The organism is Paracoccus onchidii (genome assembly GCF_028294535.1).
GTDB lineage: Bacteria > Pseudomonadota > Alphaproteobacteria > Rhodobacterales > Rhodobacteraceae > Paracoccus > Paracoccus onchidii.
Genome location: NZ_JAQBIE010000008.1, coordinates 158,567 through 173,737, shown reverse-complemented (window position 1 = coordinate 173,737; position 15,171 = coordinate 158,567). Strand labels below are relative to the sequence as shown.

The window sequence follows — 15,171 nt, the reverse complement described above, 5'->3', positions numbered from 1 at the left end:
AAAGATCAGATGACAACGACTTCGAACAGGCGCAAACCCCTTGGTGAATTGCGCAGCCAACGCTGGTTCGCATCCGAGGATATTCGCGGCTTCGCGCATCGGCAGCGCACACAGCAAATGGGCATGAACCGGGAAGAGTTCATGGGCAAGCCGGTCATCGGCATCATCAACACCTGGAGCGACGCAAGCCCCTGCCACGCCCATCTGCGCGACCGCGCCGAGGCCGTCAAGCGCGGTGTCTGGCAAGCAGGCGGCTATCCAATCGAGCTGCCGGCGTTGTCGGTGGGTGAAGTCATGGTCAAGCCAACAACCATGCTCTATCGGAACTTTCTGGCCATGGAGACCGAAGAGCTGCTGCGCTCTCACCCGATTGACGGATGTGTCATGCTTGGCGGCTGCGACAAATCCACGCCCGGCCTGCTGATGGGTGCGATTTCGATGAACATTCCGGCGATCTATTGCCCGGCAGGCCCCATGTCCAACGGCCGCTGGCGCGGACATCTTACCGGGGCGGGAACCCATACGAAACGTTATTGGAACGATCTTCAGACCGGCAAGATCAGCAAAGATGACTGGATCGATCTGGAAAGCAGGATGACCCGCAGCAACGGCACCTGCAATACGATGGGCACAGCCACGACCATGACGTCGATTGCCGATGCGATGGGGCTTTGCCTGACGGGTGCCTCCAGCATCCCGGCGGCGGATTCGGGCCATCCGCGAATGGCGGCTGCCTGTGGAATGCGTGCGGTCGAGATGGTCTGGGAGGATCTGAAACCATCGGACATCCTGACTAAAGCCAGCATTCACAACGCTTTGGTCACCTATATGGCCCTTGGCGGCTCAAGCAATGCGGCGATCCATCTGATCGCCGTTGCGCGACGCGCGGGTCTTGCGCTGACGCTGGACGACATGGATGACATGGCTGCGAAAATCCCGGTTCTGGTTAATCTGTTCCCATCGGGCCGCCACCTGATGGAGGATTTCTATTTCGCCGGTGGCCTGCCCGCCCTGCTGCACAAGCTGGAACCCCATCTGGACGGTTCGGCAATGACCGTCGAAGGCCGCACGATCGGCGAGGCGGTTCAAGGCAGTGAATGCTTTGACGACGACATCATCCGAGACCCCGACAACCCGGTCGTCCCGCTCGAGGCTGGCCGGACGCTGGTCTTGTTGCGCGGCAACCTTGCGCCGCAGGGGGCCATCATGAAAACCTCGGCCGCCGATCCCGACAAGTTGCGTCATCGTGGCCCCGCCCTTGTCTTTGACAGCCCGGCGGACATGGCCGCCAGAATACATGATCCGGATCTGGACATTACGAAAGACACGGTTCTTGTGTTGCGCAATTCCGGGCCGGTCGGCGGGCCGGGTATGCCTGAATGGGGCAATCTGCCCATTCCCAAAAAGCTTCTGGAACAGGGTGTCACTGATCTGGTCCGGATATCCGATGGACGCATGAGCGGCACACATTATGGCACCTGTGTGCTGCATGTTGCACCGGAATCCGCCATTGGTGGTCCGCTTGCCTTGATCCGCACCGGCGATTTTATCCTGCTTGATGCCCTTGCGGGACGGCTGGATGTCGAGTTGTCCGATCAGGAGCTTGCAGACCGCAGGCAGGGCTGGACCCGCCCGCCATCACCCTACACGCGCAGTTTCACAGCGCTGTATCAACGGCATGTATCGCAGGCCCATGAAGGCTGTGATTTCGACTTTCTCGAGGGCACCGACCCCGTGCCAGAACCTTCGATTTACTGACAGGCGACATCATGACCATCCGCAACAACTTCAAGTCCGCGCTCGCGTCCGGCAGTCAGATCCCCCTTGGCACATGGCTGATGTCCGGGGCACCGGCGACTGCCGAAGCCCTTGGCCATGCCGGTTTCGATTTCCTGGTGCTCGACATGGAACATGTCCCGGTCGGAATCGAACAGGTGACCCATATCCTGCGCGCCATTGGCCTGACAGCGGCGGATGCCCTGGTTCGCTTGCCCTGGAACGATCCGGTCACCATCAAACGCGTTCTCGACGCGGGCGGGCAGTCCATCATGCTGCCCTTCGTGCAGAATGCAGACGAGGCCCGCGCCGCCGTGTCTGCCGCAAAATACCCGCCAATGGGCACGCGCGGCGTTGCCGCCGTGCATCGCGGCTCGTCCTATGGTGCCGATACAGGATATCTGCACACTGCCAATGACCAGACCTGTGTGATCGTGCAGTTGGAAACCCCCGAAGCCATCGCCAACATGCCCGAAATTGCGCGAATCCCGGGGTTGGACGGAATATTTATCGGCCCGGGCGACCTGGCCGCCGCGATGGGGCATATCGGCAAGATCGATCATCCCGATGTTCAGGCTGCACTTGCAGATGCGGCAGCGCAAGCGGCATCCTTGTCAATTCCGGTGGGCATTGTTGGCGCATCACCTGCAATGGTTGGCACCTATATCAGCATGGGTTATCGTTTCGCGGCTGTCGGTTCGGACATGTCGATGATGACGGCGCGGGCCCGCCAGGTTCTTGGCGACCTCAAGGATCAGGACGCCCGACCGGAAACCGCGGCTGTATCAGCCTATTGAAAGAGAGAATGTGAATGACGCGCTTGACCCGAATCCAGGCCTGGGCCTGCCGCAGCCCCATTCACATTCCGGTTGAAACATCCTTCGGGCGCATGAAAGACCGGCCCGCCGTCTTCCTGCGCATCGAGGATGACTCGGGCGCATTTGGCTGGGGCGAAATTTTTGCGAACTGGCCTGCTTCGGGTGCAGAGCATCGGGTCAACCTGCTGGCCGAAGACATCGCCCCGATGGTGATCGGACACCCGCTTGCGCCCCCGGAATCCATGTTTCATGATCTGGAACAGCGCACGCATATTCGCGCATTGCAATGCGGCGAATTCGGGCCGTTCCGACAGGTCTTGGCGGGACTGGATCAGGCCATGTGGGACATGCTTGCCCGCCGCGCGGATCAACCGGTTCAACAGGCTCTGACCGGCGGACAGGCCAAGCGCGTTCCGGCCTATGCCAGTGGCATCCCCATCGCGGCCGCCCCGCAGATGATTGCCCGGGCGCGAACCGATGGGTTCACCCGCTTCAAGGTCAAGGTCGGTTTCGGGACATCAGATGAAATCGAACAGGTTCATCGCGTCCATGCCAATCTGGCACCGAATGAAACCCTGATGCTGGATGCCAATCAGGCATGGACTGCATCACAGGCGGCGCAATTCCTGGACCAGATCGCCGACCTGCCGATCGGCTGGCTCGAGGAACCGATCCGCGCCGATTGTCCTGATGACGACTGGCGACAGCTGATGGGCCGCATCCCTTTGGCTGGAGGTGAGAATATCGCCGGGCTGACGGATTTCGATGCCGCATTGGCCCTGGGCGTTCTGGATGTCTATCAGCCCGACATCGCGAAATGGGGCGGTTTCTCGGGATGTCTGGCCGTTGCCAGACGCGCGCTGACCCAAGGCCACATCTATTGCCCCCATTTCCTGGGCGGTGGAATTGGGCTTGCCGCATCGGCCCAACTGTTGGCCGCCGCCGGGGGCCCGGGCATGTTGGAGGTGGACGTGAATCCGAACCCCCTACGCGATGCCTTCGGCCCGATAGCAGATCAGATCGAGAACGGTTTCTGGAAATTGCGGGACGCACCCGGTATCGGAATCAACGCCTTGCCCGACGCGGTTCTGGATCTGGTCACACATTACCGCGAACTGACCGCCTGAAACAGGCGGTCAGTTCGTTCGTCCCTCGCCACCGCGCTATGCAAAGACGCCGCGAAGGCGCGCAAAACCGGCGCGCAAAACCGGCCCGAAGATCGCAAGCCCCACGCAGAGAAACAAGAACGCCGCGATCGGACCGTCGGTAAAGAAGGCAAGGAAATTGCCATCATTCAACAAAAGCCCGCGGCGCAGGTTTTGTTCGAATTGCGGCCCAAGCACCAATCCGATCACCAACGGCGCCAGCGGGAAACCCGTCAGCCGCAACACCAGCCCGAAAAAGCCAAAGCCCACCGCCGTCAACACGTCCAAGGGATTGCCGCGCACGGTAACGGCCCCAACGATCCCGAAGGTCACGATTCCGGCGGTTACGATATGCTGGGGGATGGAAAGCAACCGTCCGAAAACACGCACCAGGGGAAAGGCCAGAACGAACATCGCCAGATTGATCAGGATCAGCACGATAAAGATCGCATTCACCAGATCCAGATGTTCGGACATCAGGCGCACACCGGGCGTCACGCCATGCACCACCAACGCACTGAGAAGAATAGCGGTGACGACGTCACCGGGAATCCCCAACGCCAGTGTCGGAATCATCGCGCTGCCGGTCACCGCGTTATTCGATGATTCCGCGGCGACCAGGCCTTCCGGCTCTCCCGTCCCGAATTTGTCGCCCTTGGGGGACAATTGGCGCGCACTTGCATAGCTGATGAACGATGCCGTCGCGGCTCCGGTGCCGGGCAGCGCGCCGACGACGCAACCGATGGCCGAACTGCGCAACAAGGTCGCGATCCGGCTTTTCCATTGCCCCAAGGCCGGCAGCCGGATACGTGTTCCCGACACTTCTGCGGTACCGGAATCGCCGGTTGCAACGCGAAACAAGGCTTCTGACAGGGCAAACAGGCCGATCACGATCGCAATCAGGTCAAACCCCGCCGACAGGAATTGCGTGCCGAAGGTGAAACGCGCGGCGCCGGTTACGGGATCCGTGCCAACCAAGGCCAGCGATAATCCAACCGCGCCCATCAGCAGTCCCTTGGTCGTATTGCCACGCGACACCGCCGCGATGCAGGTAAGGGCCAGCACGATCAGTGCGAAGATCTCGACAGAACCAAAGCTGGTGGCAAATCTTGCCAGCTGGGGCGCAGCCACGATCAGCACCACGCAAGAGATCAACCCCCCAAGCACCGAACTGACGCTGGCCCACCCCAGGGCAAGCCCCGCCTCCCCGCGTTGGGCCATCGGATACCCGTCAAGCGTTGTGGCCGCCGCCTGCGGTGTCCCCGGCGAGTTGATGAGAATTGCCGAAATCGACCCGCCAAAAACCGATCCGCAATAGACCCCAAGCAACAGGGTCAGGCTGGGCACCGTGTCCATTCCAAAGGTGAAGGGCAGGCAGATGGACAGCCCGACCACCGATCCCAACCCCGGCAGGGCGCCAATGACGATCCCCAACCCGGTGCCAAACACCAATGCAGCCAACGTCCCGAAACTGAGGACCGTGGCCATGATTGTCGCCAGATCACCCATCAGAACAGCCCTCCTGACATCAGAACCGGAAGGCGCAGACCCAGAACATGATGAAACAACAGCCAGATCCCGGGTCCAAGCAGAAGCAAGGTCAGGCCAAAGCGCAGCATCTGGCGTTCACCCAGACACCACAATAAAGCCGCCACACCGATCGTCATGGGGACGAGATATCCAAGGAACAGGATCCCCGTGGCCAATGCCAGCAAAATCCCGCCAAACAGGACGACGCGCCCCACGAAATATCGGTCAGGGCCGGCTGCCCGGGCCCAGAACGCCGCATACAACGCACAAAATATGCCCAGCACGATCCATATGACCAATAATATTCGCGGCAGCTGCATCGGTGAATCCGTCGATGCCACGTTCCCGGCGCCCGCCCCCGAGAACGAAGACAGGAACGCGGCAATGGCGATGGCAATCAACGCGATCGCGACCGCCATCTCGCCCGGACGTATTGGAATTGCGCGCCTTTCGGGCACCGGTCCGTCTTGTTGCATCACTTGACCAATCCGGCCTCTTTCAGAATGTCGGCATTCATCTGGCCATTCGCGCGAACAAACGCCTCGAATTCCTCGGGGCCTTGATAGCGGATTCCGGTATTGGTCTTGGCCGCAAGATCGGCGAACGCGTCCGATTCGACGGCTGTCTTGCAGGCAGCGGAAAAGCTGGCCTTATCTTCTTCGGACATGCCCGCAGGTCCGAAGACCCCCTGCCAGACCGAGAATTCCAGATCAAATCCGGCTTCGGCCATGGTTGGCACATCCGGATAGGCATCCAGTCGCTCGGCGGCAAACACAGCCAAAGCAGTGACGTCATTCCCCTCAAGCACGGTTGCCGTATCGACAAAAAGGTCGATCTCTCCGCCGGCCATGGCGTTCATGGCCATCCCGGTTCCGTCGAAAGGCAGGTGAATGGCATTCATTTGCGCAGCCGATGCAAAAGCCGCCATCGCCAGATGCGGGATCGTGCCGGGTCCGGACGATCCATAGACCACCCTGCCCGATCCGCCTTGGTCAACCCAATCCTGCACCGAGGCCTTGTCTGCGCCGGACGCCTGCAACAGGAACACCGGTGTCGAAGTCGTTTGACAGATATAGGAAAATTCGTTCAGACCATAGGCCGTATCACGCAGCGATGGCTGGATCGCCACCGGGCCGATCGGCAGATATCCGATGGTGTTCCCATCAGCTTTGGCCGCAGCCACCGCGGCGGCGCCGATCGTGCCGCTGGCACCGGCATTGTTGCGAATGACGACGGTCCGGTCCAAAGCTGCGGCAAAAGGCGGTTCGAACACGCGTGCGACCGTATCGGTGCCGCCCCCGGCGCTGAACGGCACCACCATTTCCAATGTCTGCGCCTGCGTCGCAGCCGACATGGCGGCGACCGCCAGCGCGGTCTTGAAGCCCAACTTAAGTTGATTATTCATGTGTTCCTCCCCTCGTGGTGCTGCAGGTGGGCCATATCACCGACCCGAACATGACCGGAAACTGGCACCCGCTGACAGCAACAGATAATAGCGCTACGATTTACAAGTCAAACATTCTCTTTAAGATTCGCACCGGCCGGTGTCGGGGTTGCAGGCCTGCGTGGCGGGATCTTGTTCCATCTCGCGACCTCGCGCTATCTATGACAGGCAGGGAACAAGGGAGCAGACATGGACTCCGGCAATTCGGGCGGCGCCAGACCGCCACGCACACGGCGCAAGATGCAGCGCGTCACGATGTCAGACGTCGCAAAGGCGGCCGCTGTGTCACCTTCGACGGTGTCCCTGTTCCTGCGCAAACCATCAGCGGTATCCGAACGCATCGCCTCACGCGTGCAACGCAGCATCGACGAGCTGGGCTATGTGCCCAACTATGTTGCAGGGGGGCTGGCCGCGGCGGGTTCGAAAGTGGTCAGCGTCATCGTGCCATCGCTGCGCAATGCATTCTTTTCCGAAACCGTAGCCGAGTTAGAGCGCCTGCTGGCGCGTGGAGGGTTGCAAACGCTGGTCGGACATACCGAATATTCGCTGGATCAGGAAGAGGCGCTGGTACGTGCCGCCTTGTCCTGGGCACCGGCTGCGGTTGTATTGACCGGGTGTCGACACAACGCCGCCACCCGAAAACTGCTACTGCGTTCAAACACCCCTGTGGTGGAAATGTGGGAACTGGGCGGTCAGGTCATCGATCAGGCCGTTGGCTTCTCGCACGAGCAGGTCGGACGACATATCGCACGACGCTTCATCGATCAAGGCTATGAAAGCGCGGCATTTATCGGCGCGCGTCTGGATGAGGACTTTCGCGCTGCGCAACGCAGCGAAGGATTTCTGGCAGAAATGCAAGAGGCGGGAATCACGGCGCGCTTGGTTGAAAACAGTGCGCCGGCCAGCACATCCAACGGGGTCAGACTCTTTGAAGAGGTTTGCATGAACCCGGTTCGGGCAATCGCCTGTTCCAACGACACATTGGCCCTTGGTGTGCTCTTCGAAGCTCAGCGGCGCGACCTGTCCATCCCGACAGAACTGGCGCTGGCAGGATTCGGCGATCTGGATTTTGCAGCTCAGATGGTGCCGCCATTGACGACGGTTCGCCCCGCGGCTGACAAGATCGCCCGGAAAGTCGCGGAATGCATCCTGAGACCGCAAGCAGAGACCGACCGCCAGAACAGCCCCTTCCCGACAGAACATGACACCGGCTTTACGCTGGTGCCCCGCGCCAGTGGCTGAGCCTTTGTAATAATCGCAGCGCTATGATCGCGCCGAGACCAGGGTTTCTGCGGCCCAGGCGGAATCCCGCATGGCCAATGCAACCTCTTGCCAGCCATCCCCGTCGGCCTTGAACAGATAGGGGGTCGTGTTTTCAGGGGCCGGGCCACCAGCAATGCCACCTGTCAGTTCGCGGGCTGCACGAATAACACCGGAATGCGCGACCAGAACCGGGAAACGGCCTTTGGCATGATCATGGGCGACGGCAATGGAATGCGCGACCCGCGTCACCATATCGGCCCAGGCCTCGCCCTGATCCGGCGTATGCTCGCGCGGCAGAAGATCGGCGACCGGCCGCCCTTCATAAACACCCCAATTGCGTTCACGAATACCGTCCAGCAGGAATGGCTCTTGCCCCGGAAATCCCAGCCTCGCAGTTTCCTGCGCCCGGTTCTGGGGGCTGGCGAACAGCACCATATCCTTGGGCCAGATCCACTCGGACAGACGCTTCGCGCCTTGCCGGCCAGCTTCCGTCAGGACCGCCTCGATCCGTCCGGCGACACGTCCATCGCGATTGGCATCGGTCTGCCCATGCCGGATCAGCACGAATGAAGCATGAGGGATTTTCACAGATTGCACCTTTCATTCAAGAGCAGCTTGGCCCCGAAGCGGGGTTCAAGCAGATAATCTTCGGGTTGCGCACAAAAGAGAGGCGCAAAACGTTCCGCCATCAAGTCGCGCGTCATCGCGATCTGATGGGACAGGGGCGGGTGCACATTCCATCGCAGGAAATATCCGCCCTGCGCAACAATTTCATGCGCAAAGGCTGTCATGTGGCCGGTAAATACAACCGTGGCATCGTCCGCAAAACGGCCCGCGCGCCGCCAGGATTGCAGGATCTGATACGCCATGCCCGTTTCGGCATTCGGTGAATCACAGATCAGAAAGCGTGCGTCCGGATCAAACCCCTGCCGCAAGATCGGGTCCAGCATGATCGCATCGTCCCTGAGGCTGCCCGAATTTATTGCCCGCAAGGTTGCAGCGCGACACGCATCATCCATCGTGACCGCGCCATGCTGCATCAAATGCAGCGCAAGCTCCGGCGCCCGCCCGGATGGCGGCGCGGGGAACAGCAATTGCCGCCCTCTGGTTTCTTGCAGCAGACGATCAAGTGCATCGCGCCGGATCATCTGGGGAACATCATCAAGGTGATATGACGCGTCGATCAGGGCGGTCGCCGCGGGTGGTGGCGGGTCGAATGCAAACCACCGGCTTTCTTCGGACCAATCGCCGGAAAAGAACAATCCCCGCCCCAGGCCGAAATGCAACCACACGCCCCCCAGGGCATGGCCATTCCGACCGGTAATCACCGTCACCCCGTCAATCACGGTTGTGCCGGATTCCGGCAACGGCATGACGGCGGCACCGCCCGGCAAGGATTGCGCCGTCTGAGCGGTGCAATGTATCGGCAAACCCGCGGCAACGGCATATGCCGCACCACCGATGTGATCGACATGATCATGGGTAATGAAAACCCGCGAGCATCCTTCGAGCCACGCCGGATCAAAGGATGATGTCGGCTCTGGCCCGACACCCGCATCCAGCAGCCACAAGGCCTGCCCCGTCCACAGCCTGACGCAAGCCGGCCCCTTTTCACCCAAACCCGACAGAACCTCGACCCAAGCGGAACCGGGGTTTGGCCGGTTATGCATAGCTGGGCATCCCGGTCACGCGAACCTCATGGTCGGGATCGTGAAATGCCCAGACATCATCGATGGACATCCCGACCCCTTCGCCGATCGCGGCGCGGCATGACGAAAACGCAACCAATGTTTCGCCCGCCGCATCCAGCGACAGGCGGAATCTGCCGCCCAGATAGGTGCAATTGGTGACGCGCGCCCGCAACATGGCGGAATCCGAAAGCGTGATCGCCTCGGGGCGGATACTGACATGGGTCGGGGTCGCGGTCCGGCTGCGGGCCCGAACCTCTTGCCCCAACACATCCAGCACCATGCATTCGCCTCGTGTTTTGCCGGTCAACCGCGCGGATACAACCGCACCATCCCCGACGAAACCGGCCACGAAACAATCGGCCGGCTCGCGATACAGGACTTCCGGCGCCGCGAATTGCCGAATTTTGCCGGACTCCATCACCGCGACGCGATCGGCAAGGGCCAGAGCCTCGCCCTGATCATGGGTCACATATACCATCGTGGCACCGGTGCGGCGATGAAACATCGAGAACACCTCTTGCATCGACGCCCGCAACGCCAGATCCAGATTGGCAAGGGGCTCGTCCAACAACACGGCGCGCGGTTCGAACACCAGACAACGCGCCAACGCGACACGTTGGCGCTGCCCCCCCGACAATTGCGCCGGCATCCGGTCCCCATATGCCGTCAATCCGGTCAGCGCCAATGCCTCGGCGACGCGCGCGCGCCGCGCCGCGCGGGGCACGCCACGCACCTCAAGCGGGTAAGCAACATTCGCGAAAACGCTCTTGTGGGGCCACAACGCATAGGATTGAAACACGATGCCGATTTCGCGCGCTTCGGGCGCGACAAAGCGCCCATGACCCGCCACCACCTGATCATCCAGACGAATTTCACCCGCCGTAGGCTGATCGAAACCAGCTGTCAGACGCAAAAGCGTAGTTTTGCCGCAACCCGATGGCCCCAGCAGCGCAACAAATTCGCCCGACCGGATCGTTGCGTCGATCCCTTGCAGCGCCGGCGCGCCGTCGAACTGCTTGGACACATTGGAAAAGCCTAGCTCTGCCACGGAATGACCCCCTTGGGAAATTGCTTCGCGCCGGCCTGAACCAGCCCCATGAGCAACACGATGAGAAGCACGATCGACATCGCCAGGGCCGAAGCCATGACTGTTTCCCCGCTGTCTTCCAGATTGTAGATGACGACGCCAAGGGTCTCGGTTCCCGATGACCACAGCAACGCCGATACTGTCAGCTCGTTCACCGCCGTCAGAAACACCAGAATGGCCCCGGCCGCCGCCGATGGCGCGGCCAGCGGCAAGACAATATCGCGCAACCGGCGACCCAGCCCTGCCCCAACGCTTGCCGCGGCCTCTTCCATGGCAGGATCAAGCTGGGCGATACTGGCCTGAATGGGGCGCAGCATGACCACGAAAAACCGCGCCAGATACGCCATCAGGATAATCCAGATCGTGCCATACAAGGTCAGATCCGTGAACGGCAGGTTCAGGAATGTCAGGATGCAGGCGATCGACAAGACCACCCCAGGCAACGCATAAGGCAGGTCGATCAGCGCATCCAGGGCACGGCTGGCCCAGGAACCGCGGCGTTCCATCAGCCAGGCCAGTGGCAGGCTGATCACCAACAGGATTGCCGCGGCGCTCAGGGCAAGAAACAGCGAATTTCCATAGGCCCGCCTCGTGACGGGCTGATGAAGCAAGACTTCTCGCCAGGCTTCGAATGTGGCGCTTTCCAATGTCAGTGCCACACCATAGGCCGGCAACAACGAGGTCGCCAGCAATGCCGTCAACGGCAAGGCCAGAATGACAAAGATAAAGACCCATAGCGCGATCTCGACCGGCAGGCGCGCCTTGCCCAGCAACAGGGAAAGGGGTTGCGCCGATAGCCCCGCAAGGCCAAAGCCGCGCCGCGCCAGAACATATCGCCCAAACAGCACACCGATGATCGCAACCACGCCGATCAGCAATGCCAGAACCGCGACCTCGGGCAGGACCGAAGGCCCCATCCCGACAAGCCTTTGATAGATCAAGGTCGGCAAGGTGTCATATTGCGCCGGAATCCCCAGCATTGCGGGAATCCCGAAATTTCCCAGCGCCGTCACAAAAGCCATCGCGCCCCCGGCAATCAGCGACGGCATGGACAATGGCAGCACGATCTGCGCCCAGACACGCAGGGAACCAGCCCCCGACATACGGGCCGCCTCGACCAGATCGGCGGGGATCATGCGCAATCCCGCCCGCAAGGTCAGAAACACCAACGAAGCATGCTGGATGCCCAGCAAAAGGATGATCCCCCCCGCCGAATGCAAAGGCTGCGGGCTGCCCAAAGGCGGTGCAAGTCCCAGAATCTTCAGCAAGGTCGATGACGGGCCCGCCATCTGCATCCAGGCCAATGCGGTGATCTGCGGAGGAATCATCATCGGGATCATCAGGCAGAACACCAATGCGGCCTTGCCCCGTATATTCGTCAGCGCCACCAGAAAGGCAAAGGCCCCTCCGATCAGGATCGACAGCAATGTGCCGCCCCCCGCCGTCACCAGGGAATGTTTCAGCGCCGTGCCTGTCGAGGGGCGCGAAAGAACCGTGCTCAGATGGGTGGTCGTGAAACCGTCGCCAAAACCGACCCCTTCCAGCAGCAGGCGTGTGACCGGCCCAAGCGCGACCAGCGCCACCGGCAAGAGGACAAATGGCAACAGCCGGTCAAGTGACCGACTGCCTCCGTGTCGTGTCGAAGCCACGCTCATTGAACGCCGAAAACCTCGCTGAAGCGTGCCTTGTTGGCTTCGGTATCGGCAAGTGCCTTGGCGGGGTCGAAATCCATCAGTGTGATATCGTCACGCGCCGGAAAACCGGCGGGGCTGGCCACGCCATTGCGCGCCGGCATATATCCCATGTCGACAACCAGCTGCTGGCCGGCCTCGCTGAGCAGGAAGTCGACGAATTGCTGCGCCGCTTGCAGTTGTTCCGTTCCCGCGCGGATTGCCACCGGCTCGGTCACATAAGACACCCCTTCTTCGGGAAACACGAACTCGACAGGCGAACCATCGGCCTTGGCCCGTATCGCCAGAAAATCGACCAGCACGCCATAGGGCTTTTCACCCGCCGCGACCGCCTTGAACGTGCCGCCATTGCCGCCCTCGGCGCGGGTGTTGTTCTGCGCCAATGCCTCGTAATAGTCCCAGCCCAGGGACTCGGTTCCCGTCAGGGTCGCCAGATGGATCAAAGCCGCGCCCGAATACAGCGGCGACGGCATCGCCACCATGTTTTCCATATCCGGCTTGGCCAGATCCGCCCAAGCGGTCGGCACCGTTTCCGCGCCCGTGTTATAGACGATCCCGGTCGTGATCAGTTTCGTCGAATGATAAAAGCCCTGGTCGCTATAGAGGGCGGAATCATATGCCTCTGCCTCGGGCGAACGATAGGCCGCCAGCTGGCCGTCCTGGGCCATGCCTTCCAGCGTGACTGTGTCAGCAATAAGAAGCAGATCGAATTGCGGCTGGCCAGCTTCGATTTCGGCGGCGACACGGGCCATCAGCTTGGTCGTGCCATCGCGCACCCATTCGACATCTATATCGGGATTTGCGGCCGTGAAGGCATCAACGGTCTGCTGCGCATCGGCATTCGGCTGAGACGTATAAAGTGTCAGGGTCTCGGCGGCGACAAGCGACGGAAAGACCAATCCTGCAGCGGCGGCCAAAAGCAAACGGGGCATCAATTTCTCCTGCGTGATGCGGCTTCGTTCGAAAATCCGACAAACCGAGTCGGCTTCCTTGGCGGCTACCTACGCGCGGGATGTGACAATTCGATAACGATCAACGAATGTTGGTGAAATTTATATTTCTTGAACCGAGACGGCAGAAGCAAATAGTTTTTCCAGGCAGATTACAAAGGCTCGTTCGAAAATGCCCATTACCGAGGCCGCACGCCGCCGCGACCATATTGCCAACCTCTTGTCGAGCTATGGAGAGCTTTCGGCGAACACACTGTCCCAGATGCTGGGTGTCACGGTCCAGACCCTGCGATCAGACCTGCGGATCCTCGACGAACAGGGCATCGTGCGTCGTCGCCATGGTGGTGCCAGCCTGATCCTCCGCGGCGAGAATATCGACTATCAGCCCCGGCTTGAAGTATCGCGCGACGAAAAGAACCGGATCGCCGCTGCAGTTGCGGATATGGTGCCCAATGGCGCGACGGTCGCGTTGGGAACGGGGACTACGGTCGAGGCCGTGGCACGGGCATTGGTGGGGCATCGGGGGCTGACCGTTGCCACGAACAACCTTCACGTGGTGCTGGCCTTGCGCATGGCCAAGGACATTTCGGTCCTACTTGCAGGGGGAAAATTGCGGCTGCGCGATCTGGACCTGATCGGTGCAGAAGCCAGCGAGTTTTTCGGCGGCATCCGTTTTGATCATGCCATCTTTTCAGTCGGAGGGGTATCGCCGGACGGCGCCCTTCTGGACTTCAACCTGGATGAGATCCGTGCCCGGCAGGCCATATCCGCCGCAGGTCGGCAACGTATTCTGGTGATGGATCATGCCAAGCTGCACCGCAGCGCGCCACATCGCTGGGGGCGGCTGCACGATCTGGACCGCGTGGTCACCGGCGGAATGCTATCTGGCAAGCTTGCGGACGAGCTGACCACGCAGGGTTGCGAATTGATCATGGTTTGACCGATCGCGTTGGCGCATCGGCGGCGTTAGCCAGAGATTGCGAAAATCGCGATGCAAAGTTAGCAATCAAGACATGTGATGCCACCGGAGAACGTCATGACCTATTGCTTTTCACCGCCGCCTGTCATCGGTTTGCCCGTTCGCGGTCAGAAAGCGCTGTTTCCCGTGCGCCGTGTCTATTGCATCGGGCGCAACTTCGCGGCCCATGCCATCGAAATGGGGCATGACCCCGACCGCGAACCTCCATTCTTCTTCCAGAAGAACCCGGACAATCTCGATCCGTCGGGCAATTTTCCCTATCCAGGCAACAGCAACGACGTGCATCACGAGGTCGAGCTGGCAGTGGCCCTGAAAAGCGGCGGCAGCGACATCATCGTGGCCGACGCGCTGAATCATGTGTTTGGCTATGCTGTCGCGCTGGACATGACGCGGCGGGATTTGCAAGGCCAGGCCAAAAAGGCCGGACGCCCCTGGGAAACCGGCAAGGCATTCGAACATTCGGCACCGATCGGGCCGATCCAGCCGGTCACCGCAGTCGGCCACCCTGCCACAGGCCCAATCGAGTTGCTCATAGATGGCCAGAGACGACAATCAGGGAATCTGGATCAAATGATCTGGAAAGTGCCTGAAATCATTTCTTACCTGTCGAAATACTTCGAACTGGCCGCCGGTGATATCATCCTGACCGGGACACCGGCAGGCGTCGGCCCGGTTCAGCGTGGCGACAGGCTCACCGCATCGATCGCGGGCCTTGGCGATTGGAACGTGGCCGTCATCTGATACCATCTCGGGACCATCGCCCCCGGACGCACCCGCGGCCCGACAATCAAAGGCCA

Annotated in this window: 14 protein-coding genes; 6 read left to right on the top strand and 8 right to left on the bottom strand. The window is 60.8% G+C overall.

The features are described 5' to 3' along the window. Positions 1 to 9: 9 nt before the first annotated feature. The 3 genes from araD to PAF17_RS07765 are packed head-to-tail and all read left to right on the top strand — an operon-like array spanning position 10 to position 3,721. A complete protein-coding gene (araD, locus tag PAF17_RS07775; protein ID WP_271888533.1) occupies positions 10 to 1,758 on the top strand; it encodes an L-arabinonate dehydratase in 1,749 nt (582 codons plus the stop codon). 11 nt (positions 1,759 to 1,769) lie between these two features. Further along, on the top strand, positions 1,770 to 2,573 hold the full coding sequence (locus tag PAF17_RS07770) for an HpcH/HpaI aldolase family protein (protein WP_271888532.1): 804 nt from the start codon (positions 1,770 to 1,772) through the stop codon (positions 2,571 to 2,573). A gap of 14 nt (positions 2,574 to 2,587) precedes the next feature. Further along, a complete protein-coding gene (locus PAF17_RS07765; RefSeq protein WP_271888531.1) occupies positions 2,588 to 3,721 on the top strand; it encodes a mandelate racemase/muconate lactonizing enzyme family protein in 1,134 nt (377 codons plus the stop codon). A 36-nt stretch (positions 3,722 to 3,757) separates the two neighbouring features. Here PAF17_RS07765 and PAF17_RS07760 read toward each other — a convergent pair whose 3' ends face one another. The 3 genes from PAF17_RS07760 to PAF17_RS07750 are packed head-to-tail and all read right to left on the bottom strand — an operon-like array spanning position 3,758 to position 6,674. Continuing rightward, positions 3,758 to 5,248 (bottom strand): tripartite tricarboxylate transporter permease, encoded by a 1,491-nt coding sequence (locus tag PAF17_RS07760; RefSeq protein WP_271888530.1) that lies wholly within the window; start codon positions 5,246 to 5,248, stop codon positions 3,758 to 3,760. Next, entirely contained in the window at positions 5,248 to 5,745 is a 498-nt protein-coding gene (locus PAF17_RS07755; protein ID WP_271888529.1) for a tripartite tricarboxylate transporter TctB family protein, read from the bottom strand. Before PAF17_RS07755 ends, PAF17_RS07760 begins: the two co-directional genes overlap by 1 nt. Then, the gene (locus tag PAF17_RS07750) at positions 5,745 to 6,674 is read right to left on the bottom strand and encodes a Bug family tripartite tricarboxylate transporter substrate binding protein (protein ID WP_271888528.1); all 930 of its coding nucleotides are present in this window, start codon (positions 6,672 to 6,674) and stop codon (positions 5,745 to 5,747) included. The genes PAF17_RS07755 and PAF17_RS07750 overlap by 1 nt, the downstream gene beginning before the upstream one ends. Before the next feature lie 228 nt (positions 6,675 to 6,902). Here PAF17_RS07750 and PAF17_RS07745 point away from each other — a divergent pair, with 228 nt between their 5' ends. Further along, positions 6,903 to 7,955 carry a LacI family DNA-binding transcriptional regulator gene (locus PAF17_RS07745; protein ID WP_271888527.1) on the top strand — a complete coding sequence of 351 codons (1,053 nt, stop codon included), beginning with the start codon at positions 6,903 to 6,905 and terminating at the stop codon, positions 7,953 to 7,955. Positions 7,956 to 7,976: 21 nt separating this feature from the next. Here PAF17_RS07745 and PAF17_RS07740 read toward each other — a convergent pair whose 3' ends face one another. Genes PAF17_RS07740 through PAF17_RS07720 form a run of 5 tightly spaced genes read right to left on the bottom strand, consistent with a single transcriptional unit; the run spans position 7,977 to position 13,377 of the window. Beyond that, positions 7,977 to 8,564 (bottom strand): histidine phosphatase family protein, encoded by a 588-nt coding sequence (locus PAF17_RS07740; protein ID WP_271888526.1) that lies wholly within the window; start codon positions 8,562 to 8,564, stop codon positions 7,977 to 7,979. After that, positions 8,561 to 9,646 carry an MBL fold metallo-hydrolase gene (locus PAF17_RS07735; RefSeq protein ID WP_271888525.1) on the bottom strand — a complete coding sequence of 362 codons (1,086 nt, stop codon included), beginning with the start codon at positions 9,644 to 9,646 and terminating at the stop codon, positions 8,561 to 8,563. The genes PAF17_RS07740 and PAF17_RS07735 overlap by 4 nt, the downstream gene beginning before the upstream one ends. Next, positions 9,639 to 10,715, bottom strand: coding sequence for an ABC transporter ATP-binding protein (locus PAF17_RS07730; protein WP_271888524.1), 1,077 nt, complete (start codon positions 10,713 to 10,715; stop codon positions 9,639 to 9,641). The genes PAF17_RS07735 and PAF17_RS07730 overlap by 8 nt, the downstream gene beginning before the upstream one ends. Continuing rightward, positions 10,703 to 12,409, bottom strand: a complete 1,707-nt coding sequence (locus PAF17_RS07725) for an ABC transporter permease (RefSeq protein ID WP_271888523.1) — start codon at positions 12,407 to 12,409, stop codon at positions 10,703 to 10,705. Before PAF17_RS07725 ends, PAF17_RS07730 begins: the two co-directional genes overlap by 13 nt. Further along, positions 12,406 to 13,377 (bottom strand): ABC transporter substrate-binding protein, encoded by a 972-nt coding sequence (locus PAF17_RS07720; RefSeq protein ID WP_271888522.1) that lies wholly within the window; start codon positions 13,375 to 13,377, stop codon positions 12,406 to 12,408. Before PAF17_RS07720 ends, PAF17_RS07725 begins: the two co-directional genes overlap by 4 nt. A gap of 190 nt (positions 13,378 to 13,567) precedes the next feature. Here PAF17_RS07720 and PAF17_RS07715 point away from each other — a divergent pair, with 190 nt between their 5' ends. Both PAF17_RS07715 and PAF17_RS07710 read left to right on the top strand, forming a co-directional pair. Then, the gene (locus PAF17_RS07715) at positions 13,568 to 14,335 is read left to right on the top strand and encodes a DeoR/GlpR family DNA-binding transcription regulator (RefSeq protein WP_271888521.1); all 768 of its coding nucleotides are present in this window, start codon (positions 13,568 to 13,570) and stop codon (positions 14,333 to 14,335) included. Positions 14,336 to 14,431: 96 nt separating this feature from the next. Continuing rightward, positions 14,432 to 15,115 (top strand): fumarylacetoacetate hydrolase family protein, encoded by a 684-nt coding sequence (locus PAF17_RS07710; protein WP_271888520.1) that lies wholly within the window; start codon positions 14,432 to 14,434, stop codon positions 15,113 to 15,115. Positions 15,116 to 15,171 lie beyond the last annotated feature (56 nt).